This window comes from Streptomyces sp. NBC_01750 (assembly GCF_035918095.1).
Classification (GTDB): Bacteria; Actinomycetota; Actinomycetes; order Streptomycetales; family Streptomycetaceae; genus Streptomyces.
Map to the genome: position 1 here is coordinate 2,542,588 of NZ_CP109137.1, position 25,738 is coordinate 2,568,325.

Consider the following 25,738-nt stretch of genomic DNA (forward strand, 5'->3'; position numbering starts at 1 on the left):
TCGGTGCGGCCGCCACCACCGGGCGGCCGCACCCTCGCCCACCTTGATGCGCGATGCCCCATATCATCGCGTTTCATGGGAGAGGTCCGCTTGTCCAGCGAAGAGGCGAGCCGCAGTACGAGCCGAAGCACCGTCCGTTCGCGGCGCAGCGCGACGTTCGCCGTCTGGTATCTGCGCGCCGTCGCGTTCATCAACCTCCTGAGTGCTGTGTGGGTTTCACTCCTCCAGGATCTCCGGCGGCACAACATCGATGACTACTTCACGCCGTATCTGCTCACCGCGGGCTTCGCTTCCGGCGCCTTCACGCTCTTCCTGGCCATCACCATGCGCCGCCGAAAGCGCGCCGCCTGGATCCTCAACTTGGTACTGGCCGGACTCTTCCTGCTGCTCTTCGTTCTCGCGATCGGCGTCGACCCCGAAATCCGGGACCACGCGCAGAACTGGATCTCGCTCGTCCTGACCGCCGCCTTCGTACTCGCGCTGGTGCTCGGCCGGCGGGAGTTCTACGCGAAGGGTGACCGCTCCAACCCCAAGCTGGCCGCGGCCGTCGCGGTCGGCGGGCTCCTGGTCACCTCGCTGCTCGCCGCGATACTCGTCACCGTCACCAATACCGCGGCCGGCCGGTCCACCTTCCTGGAGCGCTGGTACTACGGCCTGATGCGGCTGGTCTCGCTCGCCGCGGACGACTCCCGCATCGCCGGCATCAGCACGCCCGGCTGGGTCAACGTCACCATCAACGTGCTCTCCACGCTGCTGCTGTTCGCCGTGCTGTACGCGGCCTTCCGCTCCCGCCGGGCCGTCGACGCGCTCACCGAGGACGACGAGGAGAGGCTGCGCGTCCTGCTGCAGCGCCACGGCGACCGTGACTCGCTCGGCTACTTCTCGCTGCGCCGCGAGAAGAGCGCTGTCTGGTCACCGACCGGGAAGGCCGCCGTCGTGTACCGCGTGGTGGGCGGGGTGTCGCTCGCCTCGGGCGACCCGATCGGCGACCCGGAGGCATGGCCCGGCGCGATCGACCCCTGGCTGGCCGAGGCGCGTGAACACGGCTGGATCCCCGCGGTGATGGGCGCGAGCGAGGAGGCAGGGACGATCTACGCGCGGCACGGTCTGGACGCCCTGGAGCTCGGCGACGAGGCGATCGTGGAGACCGACGACTTCACTCTGGACGGCCGCGCGATGCGGACCGTGCGCCAGGCCTACAACCGAGTCGGGCGCGCCGGGTACGAGGTGCGGATCCGCCGGCACGAGGACATCCCGCCCGAGGAGATGGCCGTACTGCTCGGGCGCGCCGACGACTGGCGCGACGGAGCCACCGAGCGCGGCTTCTCGATGGCGCTGGGGCGGCTCGGCGATCCCGGCGACGGCCGCTGCGTGATGCTCGAGTGCACGGACGGCCAGGGCGAGTTGCGGGCGGTGCTGAGCTTCGTGCCCTGGGGCCCCAAGGGGCTCTCGCTCGATCTCATGCGGCGTGACCGGGGCTCCGAGAACGGCCTGATGGAATTCATGGTCATCGAGCTCCTGCAGCGCGCGAGGGAGATCGGGATCACTCAGGTGTCATTGAACTTCGCGATGTTCAGATCGGTCTTCGAACGTGGCTCGAAGCTCGGCGCCGGTCCGGTACTGAGACTGTGGCGCTCGCTCCTCAGCTTCTTCTCCCGCTGGTGGCAGATCGAGTCGCTGTACCGCGCCAATGCCAAGTACCGACCGATCTGGGAGCCACGTTTCATGCTCTTCGAAAAGAGCGCCGACCTGCTGCGCATCGGCCTGGCGGCAGGCCGCGCCGAGGGCTTCCTCGAGGCGCCGGGACTGCCCAAGTGGCTGCACCGCAGACACCTGGAGACCAAGCGTTGAACACGGTGAGCGCGTTCGCCCGCTGTGAGTGGGGGCCGCTGTACGTGACCGTGCGCAGGGCACTCGTCACGAGGAAGTGGCGGGCGATCCCGATGACGCTCGGGGCGGTCTGTCTCACGGCCCTGTTCCAGTTGGTGCAGAACCAGTCCTGGGGCTTCGGCCCGGTGCGCAACCTCGGCTTCGTGAAGGCCGATGACCCACTCTGGCTGGCGTTGCTGCGTACCCCGCTGTCGCTGTTCGTCCCGGCGCTGGATCTGCCGGTGTGGGGTGCGCTGGCACAGGTCCTGCTGGTCTTCGGGATCGCGGAGATCACTCTGGGCCGGTGGCGGACGCTGGTGATCGCGTATGTGTCGACGCTGGCCGGCACGACGTACGCACGGATCGGTGTCTCACTCGACCCCGAGGGCCTCTTCGGGCTTCCCCCTTCGGACGCCGTGGTCGTCGACACCGGCCCGTCGGCGGCGGTCGTCGGCCTCGCGGTCTTCGTCTGCTGGCGCTACCGGGCCTGGTGCACGGCGGTGCTGGTGGCCGTATTGATGGTCGGCGAGGTGCTCTTCAAGAACAATCTCGCGGGCAAGGAGCATCTGGCGGCGATCGCGGCGGTGCTGGCGGTGTGCGGGCTTTCGGCGCTGCGCCGACGGCTGCGGCTCAGGCGTCAGCGTTTGCGCACCGGAAGCCGGTCGGGAGCCCCGCCGATCAGGTCCTGAAGTTTGCGGCGCGGCCGGTCCCAGCGGCGGTCGTGGTGGAAGGAGCGCAGCCCGGCCCTGGCGCGCGCCTTGGGCCGGTTGCGGTAGAAGCGGCGGGCCCAGGGCGAGCCGGGCCGGGCCAGCCGTAGCGCACCGAAGATCGCCACGAACGGGATGAGCGTGCCGATGAGCGCCATCCGCAGCTTGCCCTTGAAGAGCGCGATGATCACGAAGAGGAAGTTGAACGCCAGCGTCAGGATCAGCGAGGCGCGGTCCTGGCGTTCGTCGGGAGTGAGCTGGTCCACGCCGAGCGGCGAGAAGCCGCCGAGTGCCAGCAGCGCCAGGGCCGAGGCGATCACCACGACCTCCACGCTCTGCCGGCCCTGCTCGGTCCAGTAGACGTCGTCGAGATGGAGGATGAGCGCGAACTCGTCGAGCACGAGGCCCGCGCCGATCCCGAAGAGGATCGCGAAGACCACTGCGGCGGGGCCGTCCCGGCCGTTGCCGACCGCCCCGAAGCCGCCGATCACGACCAGGATGACGCCGGGGACGACATGGTGGATGTGCATGCCGCCGGGCGTGATGTTCTTGAACGGCCCCCGGCCTGCCCTGATCAGCCGGGTGACCGTGCGCGTCACCAGGAAGGTGAGCATGAAGGAGGCCAGCGCGAGCAGCATCGGGAGCTTCCCCGGCTCGACGATGTTGCGGTAAAACCAGTGACCCATGCCACCCGCTCCCGATTCGCGCGTTATGCGCAACTTACCGTCAGTCCGGCCGGGCTACCCTTCGCGCGATACTGCGCTCACCCGGTGGACGACCGCCGGCCCCCGGTGAAGGACTCCATGGACGGCATACGTTTCGCCTTCGGCACGCTGACCGTGCTCCCGGTCCGCGTCACCCGCTGGGACCGTGCGGCGGCACGCGACGGAATGCTCTGCGCGCCGCTGGCCGGACTGGTGGTCGGCGTGTTCGCGGCGGCTCTAGGCGGGTTGCTGATGCTGCTGGGCTCGGGCCCGCTGCTCGCGGCGGTGGCCACGGCCGCCGTCCCCGCAGCCCTCACCCGCGGCCTCCATCTGGACGGTCTCGCGGACACGGCCGACGGCCTCGGCAGTGGCAAGCCCGCCGAGGACGCACTGCGGATCATGAAGCAGTCGGACATCGGCCCGTTCGGGGTCATCACCCTGCTGTTCGTGCTGCTCACCCAATGCGCGGCACTGACCGGGCTGTACGGGCAGAGCTGGGCGCACGGCGCGGTCGCGGCGGCGGTCTCCGGGGTCACCGCCCGCCTCGCCCTCACCCTCGCGTCCCGCACGGGCGTGCCGGCGGCCCGCCCGGAAGGCCTCGGTGCGGCGGTCGCGGAAGTCGTTCCGGTACCCGTCGCACTGGCCGTGGCCGCGGTGGTCACCGCGGTCTGCGCGGCGGCGGGCACCCTCTTCGGCGCGTACGGCGCAGTGCACCACGCACTGGCGGTGGCAGCCGGACTCGTCGCGGCGCATCTGCTGCTGCGCCACTGCGTTCGCCGCTTCGGCGGGGTGACGGGCGATGTGTTCGGCGCGCTGGCCGAGACGGCGGCGACGGCGGCGCTCGTCGTGCTGGTGCTCGGCTAGGTTTCACCCTTCCGTGGCCCTCGGGCGGGCGCCCGCGCGCTGTGTGGTCCTCCGGCTCCGAGTGTCCCCCGGCTCCAGCAGGGCTTGCGCCACACCCCGAGCTCGTACTTCTTCAGCATCGAGCTCAGCTTCAGCCGCCGGGTCTCGGCACAGAAGTCGCCGGTGTCCAGCTCGTACTCGACATGAAAGACCGCCTTGCCCGCGCGGATGAACGGTGTCAGCGCCTCGCACTCGTCGTGCTCCGCGCACTGCTCGTTGACCGCGAAGTCGAAGTCCCCCACCAGCTGCGGGATCTGGTCGAGATCGTTCTTGAGGCCGACGGCCAGGCCCCGGTCGTGGGCGAGGCCGGCGATCGTGCGGTTGTAGCGGAGCTGGTCGGCGGCGGTGACGGGGAAGCCGGTGCGGTTGGCGTACGCGTCCATGTTGTCGGGCTCGACGGCGTCGAAGCCCTTGTCCCGGCACATGTCCATGCGCTCGGCCATGAGCGGTCCGAGGATGTCCGTACGCCGGATGTCGAGCCAGCGCTCACCGTCCCAGCCGTTGCCGCGGCCGAGGACCTCCTTGGGGAACTTCGCCGCGTCCGGGCGGAAGTCCTCCCAGGCGCCGGTGGAGAGATAGCAGATGACCTTGCGGCCGCGGCGGTGCAGATCGGCGACGGCGGACTTCGGGTGGTCGAAGCCGTCGATGTCGTACACCGGTACGTCCACGGTCGGGTCGAGACGGCCGCTGAGCTGCCACTGCCAGGCCATTCCCGGCTCCGGCTGCCAGCGGTCGGCAGGCGGCTTCCCGTCGGAATGGGTGGTACAGCCCGCCGGCAGCAGGACAAGCAGCACGAGCACCGGGAGTACCCGTCTCGCCGAGCGTACGTGTGTCACCGGGCGTACGCGTCTCACCGGGACGGCTCCAGTGCGGACGGGAGGGTGCTCCAGGGGTGGGCCCCGGCTCCCGGGACAAGGCAGTGGACGGCGGCAGCGGCGCGGGCTTCTGGCGGGGCCGCGTACACCAGATGGCAGAACCGCTCCGGCGGGTGGGCCGCAGTCCACAGCGGGACGATCAGGCTGCGGTAGGTGTCCCAGGGGCCCTCGAACGTGACCAGCAGCTCGGCGAGTTCCGTGTAGGCCGGGTCGGGGTGGACACCGTGGTTGAGGACGAGCGTGCGGGCTCCCACCGCGCGGGCGGCGACGGCGAGGCGGCGGTAGTGGGGCAGCGCGTCGGGGTCCGCGGATGCCTGGTCGAGGAAGGCACCGTCCGCGCCGTACCAGTCGCGGTGGCGCAGCAGATCCCGTACGACGGCGGCGTGCGGGCGGCGCGCGTAGTCGGTGTCGACGTAGCCGAGGACCCGGACCCCGGCCCCGCGCAGCCGCTCCGCGACCGCCGCGAACTCCGGGTCGGCGGCCGCGCCGGGGCCACTGGCGGGGTTGATCACCACGCCGTAGAGCCGGGGCGCGGCGGCGATGAGCGTGTCCCAGGCTTCGGGCTGCTCGGCGGGATGCTCGTAGTACGGCACCAGCAGTCTCTTCACAAAACCGTTCCTCATACGCGGTGGGCGCTCGCACGGCCCAGCAGAACACAGACCATCCCCGCCAGCAGCACCGCCGCCACCGCCGCGACAACGAGCCCGACAAGCCCAGGGCCGCCCGTGCCGGTGAGCAGTGCCAGCGCCTGCGCCAGGGCCGCAGCCACGCACACCGCGGCCGCGCGGAGCACCGCGCCGAACGACTGGAGCAGCAGCCCGGTCCACAGCACTGTCCCTATGAGCAGCAGGGTGGCAAGACGCCCGCCGCCGAGCGCGGGGGCGTCGGGCCACAGCACCGTCCCCGCGACGGCGAGGACGAACAGAACGGTGAGATATCCGGCGAGACACTCGGCGAGCACGGCGGCGGAGCCCCGCCGGAAGGCGCGTGACGTGGTGCTCGCGCGCAGCCCGGCGAGGCTCCCGCCGCGGAAGCGGTGCAGCAGCCATTCGGCCGGCCCCATGCTGAGCGTCAGCGCTACGGCGGAGGGCGCGGAGACGACCGCGCCGGGTCCGCCGGCGAGGACATCGCCGAGTGCGGTGTAGAGGACGAGGACGCCGGTGCCGAGCCCGAAGAGCCCGTACGGGAGGGAGGCGGCGACGCGGGGAGCGGCCCGCGTGTCCCGGCGGCGCGGCCGTGTCCTCCATGGCCGGACGGGCTGGATTTTCCCGCCCGTCCGGCGGGAAGATCCGTCCGCGCCGGCGGCGATCGGCCCGGCCGGAGATGATGAAGACAGGCCCCTCCTCCGCCGGTTGAGGAGCGGGGTTCGGGGCGAAGCCCCGGAAGGGGGCTGCCGCTCCCGCGAACCCGGGATGCATCGCGCCAGCGTGCCCCCCGCCAGCACCACCGCGCACACCAGCGACAGCAGCAGCAAGCCCGTCCGCAGCGATACCGCCAGGTCGTACGACAGTGCCAGTGCGGCACCCGCCGTCATCGGTAACAGTGCGCAGAACAGCGCCCGTTCGCGGCCCATGACCAACAGGACCGTCGCCGCCGCCAGATAGAGCGCCTGGGCCGACGCGAACGCCGCCGCGGGCCACTCGCCGGGGCCTGACGACACCGCCGCCGCGATCGCCGCCGTCGCCGAGCCCAGCAGCGCGCCCGCCGGAGCGCCCGTCAGCAGCGCGCGGGCGGCCGCTTCGCGGTCGCCCAGGCCCAGCCAGGAGTAGGCGCGGTGCGAGAACGCCTGGTTCCACACCCAGCCGGTCAGCGCGCCCGCGAGCAGCGGGGCCAGGCCCGCGCCCCGCAGCAGCGGTGCTCCCAGCACGTAGGCAAGGCCCGGCAGCGCGAAGACGAGGCCGCGCAACAGGCAGCCGAGCAGCCCCACGTGCCAGGGGTCGACGGGCGGGCCGGGCGGCTCGGAATAGCGGCGCGGGATCCGGGCGTACAGCTCTTCGGCGAGCGTGAAGGAGTCCTCGCGGCCGTATGTGAGGCGAATGTGGTCGTCCGTCATGCCGTCGGACTCGAGGATCGCGGCGATCTCGTCCGGATGGACGGCCGCCGCGACCACCTCCTCCAGACGGACCGCGAGTTCCTCCAGCGGATCGGCGGCGCGGCCGCCCCGCTGCCGGGGCAGCACCGGCAGCGTGTCGACCTGTTGGCCGGGTCCCTGCCAGAGCGGCCCGCTCATCCCAGCGCCCACTCGGTGGCCTGCCGGATGTCCGCGTCCTCAGCCCCGGGCAGACCCTCCGCCAGCTCGAGGTAGATACGCCGGAAACCGTCCACCGAGCGGCGCAGCGTGAACTGGTCCACGACCCGCTGCCGCGCGCGCCCGCCAAGACCGGCCCGCCGTTCGGGGTCCCGCAGCAGGCCCATAGTCGCCTCCGCCATCAGCGCGGGCTCGCGCGGCGGCACCACAAGCCCTGTGTCACCGACCGCTTCCCGTACTCCGCCCACGTCCGTGGAGACCGTGGCGCGGCCGCACGACATCGCCTCGATCAGTGAGAACGGGAACCCTTCGCTGATGCTGGAGAGCAGCACCACGCTTCCCGAGGCGTAGGCGCGCGACACATCGCTGACGCGCCCCTCCCAGCTGATGCCGTCCACGACGCCCAGTTCCGCGGCGAGTTTCTCCAGCCGTGTCCGGTACGCCTCGCCGCCCGCCGGCACGCCGCCGAACAACCGCAACCGCACCTCGGGCAGTTCGGCGCGGACCATGGCGTACGCCCGGATCAGCGTCTCCAGGTCCTTGATCGGGTCGATCCGTCCGGCCCAGGAGATCGTCGGCACGTCCGGCTCGGGACCCGCCTGCGGGAAGGCGTGCGGGTCGACGCCGTTGTAAACGGTGCGGATACGGTCCGCGGGCGCCCCGCCCCGCTCCTCCCACCGCCGGTTGTACTGATTGCAGGGCGTGATCAGATCGGCGCGCCGGTAGCCCAGCGAGTTGAGCTCCCGGTAGAAGCCCAGCATCAGCGCCTTGACCGGCGCGCGCTGCGCCTCGGCGCGGTAGCCGAGGTAGCGCTCGCGCAGATAGATGCCGTGCTCGGTGAGCAGGAACGGCACACCCTCGAAGCGCTGCGCGGCCAGCGCGGGCAGCGTGGCGAGCCCCGCGCTGACGGCGTGCGCGATCGAGTCGTCCGGTATCCGTACCGCCAGCGGCCGCAGCGCGTGCTCCAGCAGATCGGTGGCGGTCAGCGCGTCGTGCACGGTCGGCCGGGACGCGGATATCTCCAGATGCGGCATGGTCCAGATCCACATCAGCGAGCGCAGTACGGACTCCGAGCGCAGTGCCTCCGACAGCTGTCCCGCGCGGGCCAGCAGCGCCAGTTCGTACAGTCCCGCGCCGAAGTCGCAGCCCGCCGACGGGTCGAGTATTGACAGCAGGAAGCTTTCGTAGATGTCGGTGAAGCGGCGCCGCTTCCGCCCGAAGAGGGGCCGGCGCCGCCCCGGCACCGGCCCCCATAGAGGGAAGGCCGAGTGCCGGTAGACATTCGACGGCAGCTCCCAGGTGACCGGCTCACGGCCGGTGCCGGTGAGGGCGACGACATTGAAGTCGACCTCCGGCATTCCGCGTACGAGCTGGTCGCACCAGGTCGACACACCCCCGTGGACGTGTGGATAGGTGCCTTCGGTGAGCATGGTGACATGACTGCCGCGGCTCAGAATGTTGTCCCCCCTGGACAGCGATGACGGTCGGCTGCGCTCAGACCGGGAGCTTGAGCGTGACGGCCGACTGGAGCAGCTCGGGCGAGGTCCAGGCCGAGCGTGCTCCCGCGTACGGAGTCCCGAACACAGCCGTGCCCACCAACAGTTGCTTACGGGTGCCTTCCGGCGCGGTGACGGGCGCGGTCACACCCGAGGGCGCCTGCACGGTGACAGTGGCGCCGATGCGGTACGCGGTCACCCTGCCGTCCGCGAGCGCCTTGTTCCAGGCGGCCCGGCGCTGAAGCTCCGTACCGGCGTCGCGCTGGCTCGGGTTGACGAGCGGGGCGCTGTCGGCGAACAGCGCGCGGTAGTCGGCCAGCACCTTGTCGAGCACCGGGTAGAGGATGCGCTCCTCGGCAAGGTTGGACTGGTGGACGTAGTGCGGCCGCGGGTCGTTGGCGATGACATGGCTCAGCGCGGTACGGGCCTCCTGCGGCACGATGTACGAGGCGTAGCCGGTGGCGGTGTCCAGTGGCTCGGCCAGGCAGGTGGAGGCGGGGTTCGTCTCGCAGACGCCGCTGCCCCCGTCGCCCTCGGCGGTGTAGATCCAGTTGTACTCGTCCGCCATCTCGGCCGCGGTGCCGACGTTGTAGTACACGTTCATCGGGTGGCGCGGCACGGTCAGCGCCGCTCCGGCCTTCCGCTGCTGCGGCTCGCGGGAGTTGTCGCTGGCGACCCACTTCACGCCGTTGTCGGCCAGCGCCCCGGCGAGGTTCGGATTGTCCTGGGGCTGCTGCGGCAGGGTCATGAGACCGGAGTGCTCGCCGGTGACCAGCTCGGTGCGGTCGGTCGGGATGCCCTTGCCGACGGCCCAGTTGTAGTTGTCGCGGATCTGCGCGGAGATGTCGGCCCGGCTCGTCCACCGGGTGTTGCCCGTGGTGTCCTTGGCGCACTGCCACGGCACGACCGAGACGTCCTGGACACAGCCGAGGAAGAGGTGCGTATAGGTGTGGTTGACCCAGCGGTACTGCGCGCGGTCGGCCACCAGCTGTGCGGCGAGCGCGTCGGTGCCGCCGTGCTCGGTCTTCCACTCCTCGCCGGCGCCCGCGTTGTAGACCATGTCGAGAGTGAATCCGCTGGTCTGCTGCCACTGCCTGGCGTACTGCGCGTCGGCGGCGGTCATCCGGATGTCGGTGGTGGTCTCCTCGCCCCCGTCGCCACAGTCGATGTCGCCGGGCGTGCAGTTGCGGTCCTTGTCCCAGCGGGCGTCGGGCGCGAAGACGTCGTCGACGTGCACGGAGAAGTAGCTGCGACTCTGGCCGAGGTGGATGCCCTGGGTGAGCCATTCGACGATGCCGCGGGCCAGTACCCGGAACTGCCGCTGGTACTGGTTGTAGGCGAACGTGACGACCAGCTCGCTGCGTCCGTCGTGGGCGTACTCGCCGACCAGGCTGCCGCGGGCGGCGCCGTCGCCGACCGGTGTGTCGAGATAGCTGGTGAAGCCTTCCCTGGGCTTGCCGGCGAAGCCGTAACTCTCGGCGACCAGAGCGGAGTTGTCCTCGAACCGGACCGGCCCGTCGAGATAGCCGAAGGGACCTGTACGCCCGGCGGCGGTGACCGCGCTCTGCGCGCCGTCGAGCACCCCCGCGTAGCCGCCGTTGTCGACGTACTCGAGACCGACACCCGGATGGGACCACGTGTAGGCGTCGACCTGGCGGATGCCGAAGGTCCGCTCGTACGCGAAGAGCGCGGCGTTCTCCGCTGCTCCGGCAGTCGAGTCCGCGCCGAACGGATCCTCGTCGGGGACGACGATGCCCTGGTACTTGGCTCGCGGCCGGCCGCTCACGGTGTCGCTGAGAAAGGCGGCGTCGACGACGGGACGCCCCGGATCGTCGAGGCGCACCGTCCGGTACGGCACCCCGGTGTCCTTCAGCTCCGAGACGATCGCCCCGACCGCGCCGCCTCCGTCGTCGACGACGAGTACCGTCAGATCGATGCGCGGCGCCGGCGCGGCGGCAGCTGCCGCGACCGACGACGGAACGGCCGTCGCCAGTACTCCGGCGGCCAGTGCCACCGCGGCCGATCTGCCCGCGCGCAGTCCGTGGAACCCCATGACTTCCCCCCTCGCACGATCCCTCGGCACACAGAAGCATGCGGAGGACCTGTGGAGATGATGCAAAGAAGCCCCTCGCTCCCTTGCCTGAACGACGTGAGTGTGACTGAGGTCTCGCCGGAGTTCGCGAAAACATGAAAGAGACGCCACGGACGAGTGAATTGCCGCCGCCGTGAGCGAAACATGTGACCGCGCGTAGGCTCTTGTCCGGCGTGGGATGTCGATCCATCCCCTTCTACGGCCCTGGACTCAACGGAAGCGAGATTTCACCACCGTGACTGCTCTCACTCTCAGCACTGCCGGAGCGGCGACACTGCGCGCGGACGCCCTCGTCGTCGGCGTCGCGAAGGGCGCCAAGGGGCCGGTCGTCGCGCCGGGCGCCGAGGCCGTGGACAAGGCGTTCGACGGAAAACTCGCCGCCGTCCTGGAGACCCTCGGCGCCACCGGTGGCGAGGGCGAAGTGACCAAGCTCCCCGCACCGGCCGGCCTCAAGACCCCGGTCGTCCTCGCGGTCGGGCTCGGCCCGGTCCCGGAGAAGGACGAGTCGTACGACGCCGAGGCGCTGCGCCGTGCCGCGGGTGCCGCGGCCCGTGCGCTGACCGGTTCGAAGAAGGCCGCCTTCGCCCTGCCGGTCGAGGCGGCCGAGGACGCGGAGGCCATCGCGGAGGGCGCTCTGCTCGGCGCCTACGCCTTCACCGCGTACCGGAGCGGCGAGAAGGACGCGAAGAACTCGAAGAACGGCGGGGGCACCTCCCAGGCCGGAGGCTCCGGGGGAGGCGCGAAGCTGCCCCTCGGCGAGATCGCCCTGCTCGGCGCGAAGCCGCGCGACAAGGCGTACAAGGCGGCGGCCGAGCGTGCGATCGCGCTGACCGAGGAGATCAACCGCGCCCGCGACCTGGTCAACACCCCGCCGAACGACCTCTACCCCGAGTCCTTCGCCGCCGTGGCCACCGCCGCCGGCAAGGAGCACGGCATCAAGGTGCAGGTCTTCGACGAGAAGGCGCTGGCCAAGGGCGGCTTCGGCGGCATCCTCGGCGTCGGCCAGGGTTCGCAGAACCCGCCGCGTCTGGTGAAGCTCTCCTACACCCACTCCAAGGCGGCCAAGAACCTGGCGCTGGTGGGCAAGGGCATCACCTACGACTCGGGCGGCATCTCCCTGAAGCCGGCCGGTCACAACGAGACGATGAAGTGCGACATGAGCGGCGCGGCCGCGGTGTTCGCCGCTGTCGTCGCGGCCGCCCGGCTCGGCCTCGCGGTCAACATCACCGGCTGGCTGGCGCTCGCCGAGAACATGCCGTCCGGTTCGGCCACCCGCCCGGGTGACGTACTGCGCATGTACAGCGGCAAGACGGTCGAGGTGCTCAACACCGACGCCGAGGGCCGCCTGGTGCTCGGGGACGCGCTCACCAAGGCGTCCGAGGAGAACCCGGACGCGATCGTCGATGTGGCGACGCTGACCGGCGCGATGGTGATGGCGCTGGGCAACCGCACCTTCGGCATCATGGCGAACGACGACGCGTTCCGTACCTCGATCCACGAGATCGCGGAGGAGGTCGGCGAGCAGTCCTGGCCGATGCCGCTCCCCGCCGAGCTGCGCAAGGGCATGGACTCCCCGACCGCCGACATCGCCAACATGGGCGAGCGGATGGGCGGCGGCCTGGTGGCCGGTCTGTTCCTGCAGGAGTTCGTGGGCGAGGGCATCACCTGGGCCCACCTGGACATCGCGGGCCCGGCCTTCCACGAGGGTGCGCCGTACGGCTACACCCCCAAGGGCGGCACCGGCTCCGCCATCCGCACGCTGGTCAAGCTCGCCGAGCGCACCGCCGCCGGCGACCTGGGCTGAGGACGGGCACCGACGGCCCCGGGCATACGCCCGGGGCCGTCGGTGTTTCCCCCTTCGCTTTCTACGAAATCCGTACATTCGTACGGGCCAGTAACTCCTTGGGGCGGTGCGTCATGCGTCTCACACCCCGGCCCCGCGTCCCGCCTCCCGTCAACAAGTGCGAAGATGGGTTCTCGGCAGGACAGGGCCCCCACCACAGGGCCGAAAATACAGCGGCCGAACACCAGCCGCCGCCCGGTCGTCGACGACCGGCGACCGGCGCACATGCATGGAGGACGTGACGTGGCGAACGACGCCAGCACCGTTTTCGACCTAGTGATCCTCGGCGGTGGTAGCGGCGGTTACGCTGCGGCGCTGCGTGGAGCTCAGCTGGGCCTGGACGTCGCCCTGATCGAGAAGGGCAAGGTCGGCGGCACCTGCCTGCACAACGGATGCATCCCGACGAAGGCACTGCTGCACGCCGGCGAGATCGCCGACCAGGCACGTGAGGCCGACCAGTTCGGTGTCAAGGCCACCTTCGAGGGCATCGACATCAAGGCCGTCCACAAGTACAAGGACGAGGTGATCTCGGGGCTCTACAAGGGTCTCCAGGGTCTGATCGCCTCCCGCAAGGTCACCTACATCGAGGGCGAGGGCCGACTGTCCTCCCCCACCTCCGTCGACGTCAACGGCCAGCGTGTCCAGGGCCGCCACGTCCTTCTCGCCACCGGCTCCGTACCGAAGTCGCTGCCGGGCCTGGAGATCGACGGAAACCGCATCATCTCCTCGGACCACGCGCTGACGCTGGACCGCGTCCCGCAGTCCGCGATCGTGCTGGGCGGCGGCGTCATCGGCGTCGAGTTCGCCTCCGCGTGGAAGTCCTTCGGCACCGATGTCACGGTCATCGAGGGTCTGAAGCACCTCGTGCCGGTCGAGGACGAGAGCAGCTCCAAGCTTCTTGAGCGCGCGTTCCGCAAGCGCGGCATCAAGTTCAACCTGGGCACCTTCTTCGAGAAGGCCGAGTACACCCAGGACGGCATCCGCGTCACCCTCGCGGACGGCAAGACCTTCGACGCCGAGTTGCTGCTGGTCGCGGTCGGCCGTGGCCCGGTCTCCGCCGGTCTCGGTTACGAGGAGCAGGGCGTCGCGATGGACCGCGGCTATGTCCTGGTCGACGAGTACATGCAGACCAACGTGCCGACGATCTCGGCGGTCGGCGACCTCGTCCCGACGCTCCAGCTCGCGCATGTCGGCTTCGCTGAGGGCATCCTGGTCGCGGAGCGGCTGGCAGGTCTGAAGACCGTTCCGATCGACTACGACGGTGTGCCGCGGGTGACGTACTGCCACCCGGAGGTCGCCTCCGTCGGTATCACCGAGGCCAAGGCCAAGGAGATCTACGGGGCCGACAAGGTCGTCGCTCTGAAGTACAACCTCGCCGGCAACGGCAAGAGCAAGATCCTCAAGACCGCGGGCGAGATCAAGCTCGTCCAGGTCAAGGACGGTGCCGTGGTCGGCGTCCACATGGTCGGTGACCGTATGGGCGAGCAGGTCGGCGAGGCTCAGCTCATCTACAACTGGGAGGCTCTGCCGGCCGAGGTCGCGCAGCTGATCCACGCGCACCCGACGCAGAGCGAGGCGCTCGGCGAGGCCCACCTGGCCCTGGCCGGCAAGCCCTTGCACTCCCATGACTAGTAGTCCCGGGCGCGACGACCACTTCCGCACATTCGTAAGGAGCAACTGAAACCATGGCGGTTTCCGTAACCCTTCCGGCGCTCGGCGAGAGCGTCACCGAGGGCACTGTCACCCGCTGGCTGAAGGCCGAGGGAGAGCGCGTCGAGGCCGACGAGCCGCTGCTCGAGGTGTCGACCGACAAGGTCGACACCGAGATCCCCGCCCCGGCTGCCGGCATCCTCGCGTCCATCAAGGTCGCCGAGGACGAAACCGTTGAGGTCGGCGCCGAGCTGGCCGTCATCGACGACGGCACGGGCGCGCCCGCTGCCGCTCCGGCCCCGGCTGCTGCCGAGACCGAGACCGCGGTGGCCCAGGCCCCCGCCGCTCCGGCCCCGGTCGCGGAGGCCCCCGCGGCTCCCGCTCCGGCCGCCGAGCCCGCTCCGGCCCCCGCCCCCGCGGGCGGCGCCACCGGTACCGACGTCGTCCTTCCCGCGCTCGGCGAGAGCGTCACCGAGGGCACCGTCACCCGCTGGCTCAAGGAGGTCGGCGAGTCCGTCGAGGCCGACGAGCCGCTGCTCGAGGTCTCCACGGACAAGGTCGACACCGAGATCCCCGCCCCGGCCTCCGGTGTGCTGCTGGAGATCGTGGTGGCCGAGGACGAGACCGCCGAGGTCGGCGCCAAGCTGGCAGTGATCGGCGCCCCTGGTGCCGCGCCTGCCGCCGCGCCCGCTCCGGCTGCCCCGGCCCCCGCTGCTGCTCCGGCACCGGCCCCGGCCCCGGCAGCCCCTGCGGCTCCCGCGGCCCCGGCCGCGCCTGCTGCTCCGGCACCGGCCCCGGCAGCCGCTCCGGCGCCCGCCCCGGCCCCGGTTGCCGCTCCGGCCCCGGTTGCCGCTCCGGCCCCGGTGACTCCGGCCGCCCCCGCCGGTGACGACGGCGCGTACGTGACCCCCCTGGTCCGTAAGCTCGCCGCCGAGAACGGCGTGGACCTCTCCGCGGTCAAGGGCACCGGCGTCGGTGGCCGTATCCGCAAGCAGGACGTCGTCGCCGCCGCGGAGGCCGCCAAGGCCGCCGCTCCGGCCCCGGCCGCCGCCGCTCCGGCCGCCGTCTCGAAGGCCCCGGCCCTCGAGACGTCGCCGCTGCGCGGTCAGACGGTCAAGATGACCCGCATGCGCAAGGTCATCGGCGACAACATGATGAAGGCGCTGCACTCGCAGGCCCAGCTGACCTCGGTCGTCGAGGTCGACATCACCAAGCTGATGAAGCTGCGCAACCAGGCCAAGGACGCGTTCGCCGCTCGCGAGGGCGTCAAGCTCTCCCCGATGCCGTTCTTCGTGAGGGCCGCGGCCCAGGCGCTGAAGGCCTACCCGGTCGTCAACGCCCGGATCAACGAGGACGAGGGCACCATCACCTACTTCGACACCGAGAACATCGGTATCGCGGTGGACTCCGAGAAGGGTCTGATGACGCCGGTCATCAAGGGTGCCGGCGACCTCAACCTCGCCGGTGTCGCCAAGAAGACGGCGGAGCTGGCGGGCAAGGTCCGTGGCAACAAGATCACCCCGGACGAGCTCTCCGGTGCGACCTTCACCATCAGCAACACCGGCTCGCGCGGTGCGCTGTTCGACACGGTCATCGTGCCGCCGAACCAGGTCGCCATCCTGGGCATCGGCGCCACCGTCAAGCGCCCGGCGGTCATCGAGACCGCCGAGGGCACCGTCATCGGCATCCGTGACATGACGTACCTGGCTCTCTCCTACGACCACCGCCTGGTGGACGGCGCCGACGCGGCCCGCTACCTGACGGCCGTCAAGGCGATCCTGGAGGCGGGCGAGTTCGAGGTCGAGCTCGGCCTGTAAAGCTCACCAGCAGTACGGCAGTGCCCCGTCCGGAACTCTCCGGGCGGGGCACTGCCGTACTCGCGAGGACTCATCAGGCCTGCTCCGGCGCACCCTTGGGCAGCCTGCCGACAACGGCCGCCGTATTGTCAGGGGTGCCTGTCGCCCCGGAGGAGCACTCATGACCCCGCCCGTCATCCACTCGCTGCGCGAACAGATCCGCGAGCACATCGTGGAGGGGATCGTCAGCGGCCGCTGGAAGCCCGGGGAGCGGATCGTCGAGCGGCGGATCGCCACCGAGCTGGAGGTCTCCCAGACGCCGGTGCGCGAGGCTCTGCGCGAGCTGGAGAGTCTGCGGCTGATCGAGTCCGCGCCCAACAAGGGCGTACGCGTGCGCAATCTCACCGCCGCCGATCTCGAGGAGAGTTATCCGGTGCGGGCCGGGCTCGAGCAGATCGCCGCCGAACTGGCGGCCGCGCGGCTGGCCCAGGACTGTTCCGCGCTGGAGCCTCATGTGGCCGCGCTGTACGAGGCGGACCGGGCCGGTGACTCGGCCGCGCAGGTGCGGCACACCGTCGGCTTCCATCGGGAGCTGGTGCGGGCCGCCGGGAACAGCGTGCTGCTGCACACCTGGGAGGGGCTCGGCATCGAGGTGTTCACGGCGCTGTCGATCCGGTGGCTCGGCACGGTGCAGAAGTCGTACGCCGAGGAGCACCAGGCTCTGGTCGAGGCGTTCCGGCGCCAGGACCCGGAGATCGGCCCGCTGGTGAAGGCCCACGTCCTGGGCTGCGCCCCGCGCGCCTGACCGGGCACCGCGCATCTCCGACGGCTCCATCACCGGCCCCGGCGCAACGCGCCGGACCGCGGCTCCGCCCCGGCCCCCGCGCCTCGATCGCCTGCGGGGCCTGACAATCCCGGGCACGTGGGGCCTGGGACTCACCCTCGCCGGAACGCCCCATACGCCCCGCTTCGCGGCGACACCCTGTGCCCCATTTCGCGGCACTGGATGCCAATTTCCCGCCAAGCTTTGATCGATCATCGATCAGGGACTTACAGTTGGCGCCGGGTTCACCAACCTTCCCCCTGACTGCGTCGGGGGTACCCCCAGCCCTGTCCTGCCAGACAAGGCTCCTTGTCTCCACCCCCCTCCTGTCCGGAAGGCGGCGATCATGACCGACCCCGTAGGCAAGCTTCCGAGCGAGCTCGACCAGCTCCCGGATCGTGATGCCGAAGAAACCGCCGAGTGGGCGGCATCCCTCGACGCCGTCACCGAGCACGCAGGACCTCACCGCGCCGCGTATCTGATGCGCCGCACCCTTCAGCACGCCGAGAGGGCCGGTGTCCCCGTGCCCCGGCTGCTGGAGACGGACTACGTCAACACCATCCCCACCTCCGCCGAGCCCGCTTTCGACGGCGACGAGGCGATGGAAGCCCGGATCACCGCATGGAACCGCTGGAACGCGGCCGCCATGGTCACCCGCGGCTCCCGCTTCGGCGTCGGCGGGCACATCGCCACCTTCGCCTCCGCCGCCTGGCTCTACGAGACCGGCTTCAACCACTTCTTCCGCGGCAAGGAAGGCGACGGCTCGGGCGACCAGCTCTACATCCAGGGCCACGCCTCGCCCGGCATCTACGCCCGCGCCTTCCTCGACGGCCGCCTGTCCGAGCAGCAGCTCGACAACTTCCGGCAGGAGGCGGGCGGCAACGGACTACCGTCCTACCCGCACCCGCGCCGGCTGCCCTGGCTGTGGGAGTTCCCCACGGTCTCCATGGGCCTCGGCCCGCTCTCCGCGATCTACCAGGCGCGCTTCAACCGCTATCTGGCCAACCGCGGCATCAAGGACACCGCGGGCTCGCATGTCTGGGCCTTCCTCGGTGACGGCGAGATGGACGAACCCGAGTCGACCGCCGCCCTCGCCCTCGCGGCCCGTGAGCGGCTCGACAACCTGACCTTCGTCATCAACTGCAATCTGCAGCGCCTCGACGGTCCGGTCCGTGCCAACTTCCGTGTGGTGCAGGAGCTGGAGGCCCAGTTCCGCGGCGCCGGCTGGAACGTCATCAAGACACTGTGGGGCTCCGCCTGGGACGAGCTGTTCCGGCTCGACACCACGGGTGCGCTGGTGCGCAGGCTGCGCGAGGTGCCGGACGCCCAGTTCCAGACGTATGCGACGCGTGATGTGGCGTACATCCGCGAGCACTTCTTCGGCGCCGAACCCGCGCTCGTCGAGCTGGCGAAGCTGCTCGGCGACGCGAAGATCGCCGAGTGCTTCTACACCTCCCGCGGTGGCCACGAGGCCCGCAAGGTGTACGCGGCGTACAGGGCGGCGGTCGAGCACAAGGGCGCGCCGACCGTGATCCTCGCGCAGACGGTGAAGGGCTACACGCTCGGCAAGGGCTTCGAGTCGAAGAACGCCAACCACCAGATGAAGAAACTGACCGTCGACGAGTTCAAGGGCATGCGGGATCTGCTCGGACTCCCGATCCCGGACAGTGCCTTCGCCGACGGCCTGGTGCCCTACGGCCACCCCGGCGCCGACTCCCCCGAGGTCCGCTATCTGACCGAGCGCCGCGCGGCACTCGGCGGTCCGGCCCCGGCCCGCCGGGTGCAGGCCGTGGCACTGCCCGAGCCGGAGGAGCGCGGCTTCAAGGCGCTCGAAAAGGGCTCCGGCAAGCAGGAGATGGCCACCACCATGGCCTTCGTACGCCTGGTGAAGGACCTGATGCGGGACAAGGAGACCGGCAAGCGCTGGGTTCCGATCGTCCCGGACGAGGCCCGCACCTTCGGCATGGAGTCACTCTTCCCCTCGGCCGGCATCTACTCCCCGCTGGGCCAGACGTACGAACCGGTCGACCGCGACCAGTTGATGTACTACAAGGAGGCCAAGGACGGCCAGATCCTCAACGAGGGGATCACCGAGGCCGGCGCCATGGCCGACTTCATCGCCGCCGCCACGTCGTACGCGACGCACGGCGAGCCGATGATCCCGTTCTACATCTTCTACTCGATGTTCGGCTGGCAGCGCACGGCCGACCAGATGTGGCAGCTCGCCGACCAGCTCGGCAAGGGCTTCATCGTCGGCGCGACCGCCGGCCGTACGACGCTCACCGGCGAGGGCCTGCAGCACGCGGACGGCCATTCGCAGCTGATCGCGGCCACGAACCCGGCATCGCTCAACTACGACCCGGCCTTCGGGTACGAGATCGCCGTCATCGTCAAGGACGGCCTGCGCCGGATGTACGGCCAGGCACCCGAGGACAACGAGAACGTCTTCTACTACCTGACGGTCTACAACGAGCCGAAGCCGCAGCCCCCGATGCCGGAGGGTGTCGAGGAGGGGATCCTGCGCGGTCTCTACCGCTTCAAGGAGGGCGTGGCCACGTCCGCGGACTCGCCGCGGCTGCAGCTGCTGGCCTCCGGCACGGCGATCCACTGGGCCCTCGAGGCGCAGGAACTGCTCACCGCCGACTGGGGAGTCACGGCCGATGTCTGGTCCGCGACCTCCTGGGGCGAGCTGCGGCGTGACGCGCTGGAGTGCGACGAGGCGCTGCTGCGCGGCGAGCAGCGCATTCCGTACGTGACCCAGGCGCTGGAGGGTGCTCCGGGCCCGGTGCTCGCGGTCAGCGACTGGATGCGCCAGGTCCCGGACCAGATCAGCCAGTGGGTCGAGCAGGACTACTCCTCGCTCGGCACGGACGGTTTCGGTCTCTCCGACACCCGTGACGCGGCCCGCCGCCACTTCGGCGTCGACGCCCGGTCGATCACGGTCGCGGCGCTGGCCCAGCTGGCCAAGCGCGGCGAGGTGCCTGCGTCGGCCGTGAAGGAAGCGCGCGAGCGCTACGGCCTGTAGCAGGCCTGAGCAACCCCCGGCGACCCCCCGACGGCCGCCGGGGGGTCGCGTATGACGAGGACGCGCCGGGGGCGACGGCGCAAACCTGGTGCACGCGGGGTGCACGGTCGCTGCCGGCCGGGCACCCGGCCCGGGATGACCGAACCCCAGGAGCCGCTCGCCCGAGCTGCGCAATGATGGAGGCATGCGTGCTGCCCGGCTGATCAAGATGGTGCTGCTGCTCCAGGCCAGGCCCTCCATGACCGGCGCGGAGCTGGCGCGGGAACTTCAGGTGTCGGAGCGGACCATCACCCGGGACGCCCTCGCACTCTCGGAGGCCGGTGTCCCGGTCTACGCCGACCGGGGCCGGGCCGGCGGCTACCGGCTGGTCGGCGGCTACCGCACCCGGCTCACCGGGCTCGGGCGCAGTGAGGCCGAGGCCCTCTTCCTCTCCGGGCTCCCGGGCGCGCTGCGGGAGATGGGGCTCGAGGACGCGGCGTCCGCGGCACGTCTGAAGGTGTCCGCGGCGCTGCTGCCGTCGCTCAGGGACGCCTCCGATTCGGCGGCGCAGCGGTTCCATCTGGACGCGCCCGGCTGGTACCAGGAGCCCAAGACGCCGGAGCTGCTGCCCGCGGTCGCCGAGGCGGTCTGGGACGACCGCCGTATCAAGGCCCGATACCGACGCCGGGACGCCGAGGTGGAACGAGAATTGGAGCCGTACGGACTCGTTCTCAAGGCAGGCGTCTGGTACCTGTGCGCCCGCGCCCGCACGGCCTTCCGGGTGTACCGGATCGACCGGTTCACGGCGGTGGACATGGACGGCCAACTCTTCGACCGCGACGAGGACTTCGACCTGCCAGCCTTCTGGGAGGACCGAGCGGCCCGGTTCGTACGCTCCATCCTCCGCGCCGAGGTGGTGGTCCGGGTCACTGAGGAAGGCGCGCGGCGGCTGCCGTATGTCACGGACCGGGCAGCGGCCCGCGAGGCGCTGGCGGCGGCGGAAGGGCCGGACGGGCAGGGCCGGATGACGCTCACTCTGCCGGTGGAGTCCCATGAGGTGGCGTACGGGCAGCTGTTCGCGCTGGGCCCGGACGTGGAGCTCCTGGAACCGCCGGAGCTGCGTGCGCTGTTCGCCGATTCGTCGGAGCGGGCGGCCCGGCTCTACAGGTAGCCGCGCTATCTGTAATCCGTCAAGGAGGGTTCCGCTCCCACCGCCTCCTGCAGCATGAAGGCCCAGACGTCCGGCCGGCTGCCGTCCGTGTCCGTGAAGCCGTATACCTTCGCCAGCTGCCCGCTGTCGAGCGACCGGCCGCTCCAGCGGGCCCGTTCCGGGTCCGCGGCGAGCGCCGCGACGGCCCGGCCGGTGTAGTCCGGCGTCTCGGAGAGTGCCCAGTGCGCCTGCTTCGCGATCGCGTCGCGCCAGGTCTCCTCCGTGACGCCCATGATGTCGAGCATCTCCTCGGAGCGGATGAAGCCCGGGGTGACCGCCACCGCCGTGCCGCCGACGCTCTTCAGTTCCTCGCCGAGGATGAAGGCCATCCGGATCGGGGCGTTCTTGGCGAGGTCGTAGTAGAAGTTCTCCCGGAAGCGCGTGTTCCACTCGGCCGTGCCGTCGGTGACCTCGACGACCAGACCGCCGGGCTGCCGCACCATCAGGGGAAGCGCGATGCTGCTGGTGATGATGTGGCTCTTCGCGCCGAGTTCGAGCATCCGCAGCCCGCGGTCCAGGTCGACGTCCCACATCTTCGTGTTGAAGTCGAGCAGGTGGTTGCCGCCCCAGATGTCGTTGACCAGGATGTCGAGCCGGCCGTGATCCCTCTCGATCCGCTCGACCAGCGCCCGTACCTGCTCCGGCTCCAGATGGTCCGTCGGTACGGCGACGGCCTCGCCACCCGCCGCCGTGACCAGTTCCGCCGTCTCCTCGATGGTCTCGGTCGCCCGGCCGACCTCGCTGACCTGCGCGCGGGTGGTCCGTCCCGTCACATACACGGTCGCGCCCGCGGCGCCCAGCTGTACGGCGATGGCCCGGCCCGCGCCCCGGGTCGCGCCGGCGACCAGTGCGATTTTCCCTGCCAGTGGTGTGTCCGTCGTCATACGCCGACCGTCGCACGTATACCCGACATCCTCTGTCCGCCATTCGAAAGAGTCAGCATTTCGGCGGCTCCGCGTGCGCCGCCCCCCGCCAACCACGATGCTTGTCCCGTGATGGACGAGACGGAGTTCTGGGAGATCATCGACAGCACCCGCGAGGCCGCCGAGGGCGACCCCGAGGACCATGCCGATCTGCTGGTCGAGCGGCTGCTGCAGCTCGACCCCGACTCCGTGCTGGACTTCGCCCGGCACTTCGAGGCGCGCTACAACCGCGCGTACCGCTGGGATCTGTGGGGTGCGGCCGCCGTGCTGCTCGCCGGTGCCAGCGACGACGCCTTCGACTACTTCCGCTGCTGGCTGATCGGGCAGGGCCGGGAGATCTTCGAGGGCGCGCTGCACGACCCGGACTCGCTGGCCGAGCTGCTGGACGAGTTCGACGAGGACATCGACGGGGACGGCGAGGAGCTGGGGTACGCGGCGGACGAGGCGTACGAGCAGCTCACCGGTGTGGTGGCACCGGATCTGGGGATCCCGCCGCAGACCGCCGAGCCGCTGGGCACGCCGTTCGACTTCGACGACGACGCGGCTCTGGCGCAACGTTTCCCCCGGCTCTGGGAGCGCTTCGGAAACGTGTGAGAACGGTCCTCAGAGGGTGAGGCTGCGGCCCATCATCACATCGTCGACGTACCGCCCTTCCAGCCAGAACTCCCCCGGCAGTACGCCCTCGACCGCGAAGCCCTCCGACTCGTACAGCGTGCGGGCCGGCGTGTTGTGTCCGAGCACCCGCAGCGTCATCCGGACCGCGCCCTGGCGGCGCGCCTCGTCGAACGACGCCCGCAGCAGCGCTCGCGCGATGCCGCGGCCGCGCGCGTGTCCGGCCACGGCGAGGCCCTGGATCTGCCGCACATGCCGGTTGCAGGCGAGCGGGGTGGGCGGGATCAGCCGGATGTAGCCGGTGATCGTGCCGTCACCGTCCTCGGCGATGTCCTCAGCGACCAGGAAGTCCTCGGGCCGGTGGTTCGCATCGAAGAAAGGGTCGTACGGCGGCTTCGGCCTCGGCTGCACGGCGTGCAGCGGCGACCAGGTGTCCCGGTCGAGCGCACCGAGCGCTGCTTCGTCGGTGTGACGTGCGGGGCGTATGTGCGACAGGGACATGGGCGTCACTGTGCCACGGGGCCGCGCGGGGGCAGGATGGGGGCCATGCGGATCGCGGTCACCGGTTCCACCGGACTCATCGGTACGGCACTCGTGCGCTCGCTGCGCACCGACGGGCACGAGGTGGTGCGCCTGGTGCGGCGACCCGCGCGGGCCGGGGACGAGGTGGAGTGGGACCCGCACCGGCAGTACGTCGACGTGGCCGGCCTGGTGGGCTGCGAGGGCGTGGTGAATCTCGCCGGGGCCGGTGTCGGTGCGCGCCGCTGGACGGATGCGTACCGCAAGGAGATCCGGGACAGCCGGGTGCTCGGCACGGCGGCGATCGCTGAGGCCGTCGCCACACTGGACGTACCTCCGAGGGTGCTGGTCTGCGGGAGCGCCGTCGGCTACTACGGCGACACCGGGGAGCGTGCGGTGGACGAGGGTGCGCCGGCCGGGGACGGGTTCCTGTCGAAGATGTGCGTGGAGTGGGAGGAGGCGGCGGCCCCGGCCGAGGAGGCGGGCGTGCGGACCGCCTTCGCGCGTACCGGTCTTGTGGTGGCCCGCAAGGGCGGCGCGTGGGGCCGGATGTTCCCGCTCTTCAAAGCGGGCCTCGGCGGGCGGCTGGGCAACGGCCGGCAGTACTGGAGCTTCATCGCCCTGCATGACGAGGTCGCGGCGCTGCGGCACATCCTCGACACCGAGTCTCTGTCGGGGCCGGTGAATCTCACGGCCCCTGACCCGGTCACCAACAGCGAGGTGACGGCGGCGATGGGCCGGGCGCTGCACCGGCCGACGGTGTTCGCCGTCCCCGCGCCCGCGCTGCGGATCGCGCTGGGCGAGCTGGCCGGGGACATTCTGAGCAGCCAGCGGGTGCTGCCGGCCCGGCTGCTGGAGTCGGGCTTCTCGTTCGCCTTTCCGGGCATCGACGAGGCGGTCGGCGCGGCGCTGCGGTAGCGCCTTGCGGCCGGCCGGCCGCCGTGTGCGCCCCCGCGCTCCGGTGCTCCACGGCGTGCGCGACTCGCGGTACGGCGACGGCTCCCTAGTCTCGGTCCGAACTCGGGTATTCCGGGGGCATGGTGGGGGCATGAGCCTCCCACCAGCCGCGCCGACCTCGGGGAGGGGCACGTGCTCAGCAGCGCTCACCATGCGGATGTCGTCATCGTCGGGGCCGGGATCGCCGGTCTCTCGGCGGCTCATCAACTGACCAGCGCAGGCGTCTCGGTCAGCGTTCTGGAGGCCGCCCCTCATGTGGGCGGACGGATGGCCACCCAGCAGATCGACGGTTTCCGGCTCGACCGCATAGGCCAGTTGCTCAACACCTCGTATCCGGAGCTGCGTCGCTCGGCGGGGCTCGGCGATGTCGTCCTGCGGCCCTTCTCGCCCGGTGTGCTCGTGCACAGTGGAGGGCGGCTCCGGCGGACCGGTGAAGCGGGGAGCGCACGGCGGGGGTCCCCCCACGCCCTGCGGGGCGTAGGGGGCGCATTCACCGTGGCGCGCGCCCTCGCGAGCGCCCCCCGGCCGCTCGACCAGGCCCGGCTCGGCGCATCTCTCGCCCGCCTCGCCGCCACTCCCGTGGAGCGCCTTCTCGCCCGCCCCGAGCGGCCCACCGCGAACTCGCTCTGCGCCCGCGGCCTCCCGGCCCGTACGGTCCACGGCTTCCTGCGCCCGCTGCTCTCGGCGCTGCTCTGCGACCCGGCGCTGGACACCTCCAGCCGGTGCGCCGATCTGGCGCTGCGCGGCTTCGCGCGCGGCCGGATGTGCGTCCCCGAAGGCGGTGCCGCGGCGCTGCCCGAGCGGCTGGCGGCGTCGCTGCCGTCCGGCACCGTACATACCGGGGTGTGGGTCACCGACGCCTCGATCACGCAGGTCACGACCAAGGAGTACGGCGACATCGGCTGCCGTGCCCTGGTGCTGGCCACCGGCGCCCGCGCGGCCGCGGAGCTCCTTCCGGGCCTGCGCGTACCGCCCTTCCACCCCGTGACGGTCCTTCACCACACGGCGCCCGCGCCGCCGCTGAGCGACCCGGCGCTCCTGCTGGACGCGGACCACGGCGGTCCCGTCTCGCACACGGCGGTGATGAGCGAGGTCGATCCGTCGCGCGCCCCGCACGGCCGCGTACTGATCTCGTCGACCGTGCTCGGGACTCCTCCGCCGGATCTGGACCGCACCGTCCGCACCCACCTCGCCACGCTCTATGGCACGCCCACGGACGACTGGGAACTGCTCGCCGTCCACCACGACCCGGAGGCGGTGCCAGCGATGCCGCCGCCGCACGATCTGCGCCGTCCGGTGCGGCTGCTGTCCGGCCTCTACGTCTGCGGCGACCACCGCGACACGAGCACGGTCCAGGGCGCGCTCTTCTCGGGCCGCCGGGCCGCGGACGCGATCCTGCGCGACTTCGGCCTCCAGCAGCCCGGGTACGAAACGGTCGCGCTCTCGGCGGTCGCCTAGGCCGGCACCATCAGGCCCCGTCCGCGATCGCGGACGGGGTCCGGGGCTG

20 protein-coding genes are annotated in these 25,738 nt (G+C 71.1%); 12 read left to right on the forward strand and 8 right to left on the reverse strand.

Features of this window, described 5'->3' with window-relative positions; translation table 11 throughout:
* Positions 1–75: 75 nt before the first annotated feature.
* Positions 76–1,851 carry a phosphatidylglycerol lysyltransferase domain-containing protein gene (locus OG966_RS11560; RefSeq protein WP_326649436.1) on the forward strand — a complete coding sequence of 592 codons (1,776 nt, stop codon included), beginning with the start codon at positions 76–78 and terminating at the stop codon, positions 1,849–1,851.
* The gene (locus OG966_RS11565) at positions 1,848–2,558 is read left to right on the forward strand and encodes a hypothetical protein (RefSeq protein ID WP_326649437.1); all 711 of its coding nucleotides are present in this window, start codon (positions 1,848–1,850) and stop codon (positions 2,556–2,558) included. The genes OG966_RS11560 and OG966_RS11565 overlap by 4 nt, the downstream gene beginning before the upstream one ends.
* On the opposite strand, the gene OG966_RS11570 is transcribed toward OG966_RS11565, so the two are convergent.
* Entirely contained in the window at positions 2,507–3,262 is a 756-nt protein-coding gene (locus OG966_RS11570) for a hypothetical protein (RefSeq protein ID WP_326649438.1), read from the reverse strand. The genes OG966_RS11565 and OG966_RS11570 overlap by 52 nt on opposite strands.
* A gap of 117 nt (positions 3,263–3,379) precedes the next feature.
* Between OG966_RS11570 and OG966_RS11575 the strand changes: the two genes are divergently transcribed.
* Positions 3,380–4,144 carry an adenosylcobinamide-GDP ribazoletransferase gene (locus OG966_RS11575; RefSeq protein WP_326649440.1) on the forward strand — a complete coding sequence of 255 codons (765 nt, stop codon included), beginning with the start codon at positions 3,380–3,382 and terminating at the stop codon, positions 4,142–4,144.
* Here OG966_RS11575 and OG966_RS11580 read toward each other — a convergent pair.
* The 5 genes from OG966_RS11580 to OG966_RS11600 form a co-directional block, all read right to left on the reverse strand.
* Positions 4,141–5,037: an endo alpha-1,4 polygalactosaminidase gene (locus OG966_RS11580; protein ID WP_326649441.1), complete on the reverse strand. Its 897-nt coding sequence runs from the start codon at positions 5,035–5,037 to the stop codon at positions 4,141–4,143. The two genes, OG966_RS11575 and OG966_RS11580, sit on opposite strands and share 4 nt — an antisense overlap.
* Entirely contained in the window at positions 5,034–5,681 is a 648-nt protein-coding gene (locus OG966_RS11585; protein WP_442806683.1) for a spherulation-specific family 4 protein, read from the reverse strand. Before OG966_RS11585 ends, OG966_RS11580 begins: the two co-directional genes overlap by 4 nt.
* Positions 5,678–7,288 carry a hypothetical protein gene (locus tag OG966_RS11590; RefSeq protein WP_326649444.1) on the reverse strand — a complete coding sequence of 537 codons (1,611 nt, stop codon included), beginning with the start codon at positions 7,286–7,288 and terminating at the stop codon, positions 5,678–5,680. Before OG966_RS11590 ends, OG966_RS11585 begins: the two co-directional genes overlap by 4 nt.
* Positions 7,285–8,736: a GT4 family glycosyltransferase PelF gene (gene pelF / locus OG966_RS11595; RefSeq protein WP_326649446.1), complete on the reverse strand. Its 1,452-nt coding sequence runs from the start codon at positions 8,734–8,736 to the stop codon at positions 7,285–7,287. The genes OG966_RS11590 and pelF overlap by 4 nt, the downstream gene beginning before the upstream one ends.
* A 64-nt stretch (positions 8,737–8,800) precedes the next feature.
* Positions 8,801–10,855: a hypothetical protein gene (locus tag OG966_RS11600; protein WP_326649448.1), complete on the reverse strand. Its 2,055-nt coding sequence runs from the start codon at positions 10,853–10,855 to the stop codon at positions 8,801–8,803.
* A 274-nt stretch (positions 10,856–11,129) separates the two neighbouring features.
* On the opposite strand from OG966_RS11600, the gene OG966_RS11605 reads away from it, so the two are divergent.
* The 6 genes from OG966_RS11605 to OG966_RS11630 all read left to right on the forward strand — a co-directional run bounded on the left by OG966_RS11605 (position 11,130) and on the right by OG966_RS11630 (position 21,181).
* Complete coding sequence (locus OG966_RS11605) at positions 11,130–12,698, forward strand: leucyl aminopeptidase (RefSeq protein WP_326649450.1); 1,569 nt, start codon at positions 11,130–11,132, stop codon at positions 12,696–12,698.
* Between the two features lie 282 nt (positions 12,699–12,980).
* Positions 12,981–14,369: a dihydrolipoyl dehydrogenase gene (gene lpdA, locus OG966_RS11610; protein ID WP_326649452.1), complete on the forward strand. Its 1,389-nt coding sequence runs from the start codon at positions 12,981–12,983 to the stop codon at positions 14,367–14,369.
* A 53-nt stretch (positions 14,370–14,422) separates the two neighbouring features.
* Entirely contained in the window at positions 14,423–16,204 is a 1,782-nt protein-coding gene (sucB, locus tag OG966_RS11615) for a 2-oxoglutarate dehydrogenase, E2 component, dihydrolipoamide succinyltransferase (RefSeq protein WP_326649453.1), read from the forward strand.
* A gap of 160 nt (positions 16,205–16,364) precedes the next feature.
* A complete protein-coding gene (locus tag OG966_RS11620) occupies positions 16,365–16,988 on the forward strand; it encodes a GntR family transcriptional regulator (protein WP_326649454.1) in 624 nt (207 codons plus the stop codon).
* A gap of 364 nt (positions 16,989–17,352) precedes the next feature.
* Positions 17,353–20,031, forward strand: coding sequence for a pyruvate dehydrogenase (acetyl-transferring), homodimeric type (aceE, locus tag OG966_RS11625; RefSeq protein ID WP_326649456.1), 2,679 nt, complete (start codon positions 17,353–17,355; stop codon positions 20,029–20,031).
* Positions 20,032–20,215: 184 nt separating this feature from the next.
* Positions 20,216–21,181, forward strand: a complete 966-nt coding sequence (locus OG966_RS11630; protein ID WP_326649457.1) for a helix-turn-helix transcriptional regulator — start codon at positions 20,216–20,218, stop codon at positions 21,179–21,181.
* Positions 21,182–21,186: 5 nt separating this feature from the next.
* Here the strand turns inward: OG966_RS11630 and OG966_RS11635 are convergent, their stop codons facing one another.
* On the reverse strand, positions 21,187–22,104 hold the full coding sequence (locus OG966_RS11635) for an SDR family oxidoreductase (protein WP_326649459.1): 918 nt from the start codon (positions 22,102–22,104) through the stop codon (positions 21,187–21,189).
* A 111-nt stretch (positions 22,105–22,215) separates the two neighbouring features.
* On the opposite strand from OG966_RS11635, the gene OG966_RS11640 reads away from it, so the two are divergent.
* Complete coding sequence (locus tag OG966_RS11640; protein ID WP_326655165.1) at positions 22,216–22,737, forward strand: DUF4240 domain-containing protein; 522 nt, start codon at positions 22,216–22,218, stop codon at positions 22,735–22,737.
* A 9-nt stretch (positions 22,738–22,746) separates the two neighbouring features.
* Here OG966_RS11640 and OG966_RS11645 read toward each other — a convergent pair whose 3' ends face one another.
* Entirely contained in the window at positions 22,747–23,256 is a 510-nt protein-coding gene (locus OG966_RS11645; protein WP_326649461.1) for a GNAT family N-acetyltransferase, read from the reverse strand.
* Positions 23,257–23,292: 36 nt separating this feature from the next.
* On the opposite strand from OG966_RS11645, the gene OG966_RS11650 reads away from it, so the two are divergent.
* Together OG966_RS11650 and OG966_RS11655 are read left to right on the forward strand one after the other, a co-directional pair.
* Positions 23,293–24,192, forward strand: coding sequence for a TIGR01777 family oxidoreductase (locus OG966_RS11650; protein ID WP_326649462.1), 900 nt, complete (start codon positions 23,293–23,295; stop codon positions 24,190–24,192).
* A gap of 171 nt (positions 24,193–24,363) precedes the next feature.
* Positions 24,364–25,689, forward strand: coding sequence for an NAD(P)/FAD-dependent oxidoreductase (locus tag OG966_RS11655; RefSeq protein WP_326649464.1), 1,326 nt, complete (start codon positions 24,364–24,366; stop codon positions 25,687–25,689).
* Positions 25,690–25,738: the final 49 nt, after the last annotated feature.

Bases quoted from the DNA above. Each gene is read 5' to 3' on its own strand.
- OG966_RS11630 (WP_326649457.1), top strand. From the start codon at position 20,216: ATGCGTGCTGCCCGGCTGATCAAGATGGTGCTGCTGCTCCAGGCCAGG.
- OG966_RS11575 (WP_326649440.1), top strand. From the start codon at position 3,380: ATGGACGGCATACGTTTCGCCTTCGGCACGCTGACCGTGCTCCCGGTC.
- OG966_RS11640 (WP_326655165.1), top strand. From the start codon at position 22,216: ATGGACGAGACGGAGTTCTGGGAGATCATCGACAGCACCCGCGAGGCC.
- OG966_RS11650 (WP_326649462.1), top strand. From the start codon at position 23,293: ATGGGGGCCATGCGGATCGCGGTCACCGGTTCCACCGGACTCATCGGT.
- OG966_RS11590 (WP_326649444.1), bottom strand. From the start codon at position 7,288: ATGAGCGGGCCGCTCTGGCAGGGACCCGGCCAACAGGTCGACACGCTG.
- OG966_RS11570 (WP_326649438.1), bottom strand. From the start codon at position 3,262: ATGGGTCACTGGTTTTACCGCAACATCGTCGAGCCGGGGAAGCTCCCG.
- OG966_RS11645 (WP_326649461.1), bottom strand. From the start codon at position 23,256: ATGTCCCTGTCGCACATACGCCCCGCACGTCACACCGACGAAGCAGCG.
- sucB (WP_326649453.1), top strand. From the start codon at position 14,423: ATGGCGGTTTCCGTAACCCTTCCGGCGCTCGGCGAGAGCGTCACCGAG.
- OG966_RS11620 (WP_326649454.1), top strand. From the start codon at position 16,365: ATGACCCCGCCCGTCATCCACTCGCTGCGCGAACAGATCCGCGAGCAC.
- OG966_RS11600 (WP_326649448.1), bottom strand. From the start codon at position 10,855: ATGGGGTTCCACGGACTGCGCGCGGGCAGATCGGCCGCGGTGGCACTG.
- aceE (WP_326649456.1), top strand. From the start codon at position 17,353: ATGACCGACCCCGTAGGCAAGCTTCCGAGCGAGCTCGACCAGCTCCCG.
- OG966_RS11635 (WP_326649459.1), bottom strand. From the start codon at position 22,104: ATGACGACGGACACACCACTGGCAGGGAAAATCGCACTGGTCGCCGGC.
- OG966_RS11560 (WP_326649436.1), top strand. From the start codon at position 76: ATGGGAGAGGTCCGCTTGTCCAGCGAAGAGGCGAGCCGCAGTACGAGC.
- OG966_RS11585 (WP_442806683.1), bottom strand. From the start codon at position 5,681: ATGAGGAACGGTTTTGTGAAGAGACTGCTGGTGCCGTACTACGAGCAT.
- pelF (WP_326649446.1), bottom strand. From the start codon at position 8,736: ATGCTCACCGAAGGCACCTATCCACACGTCCACGGGGGTGTGTCGACC.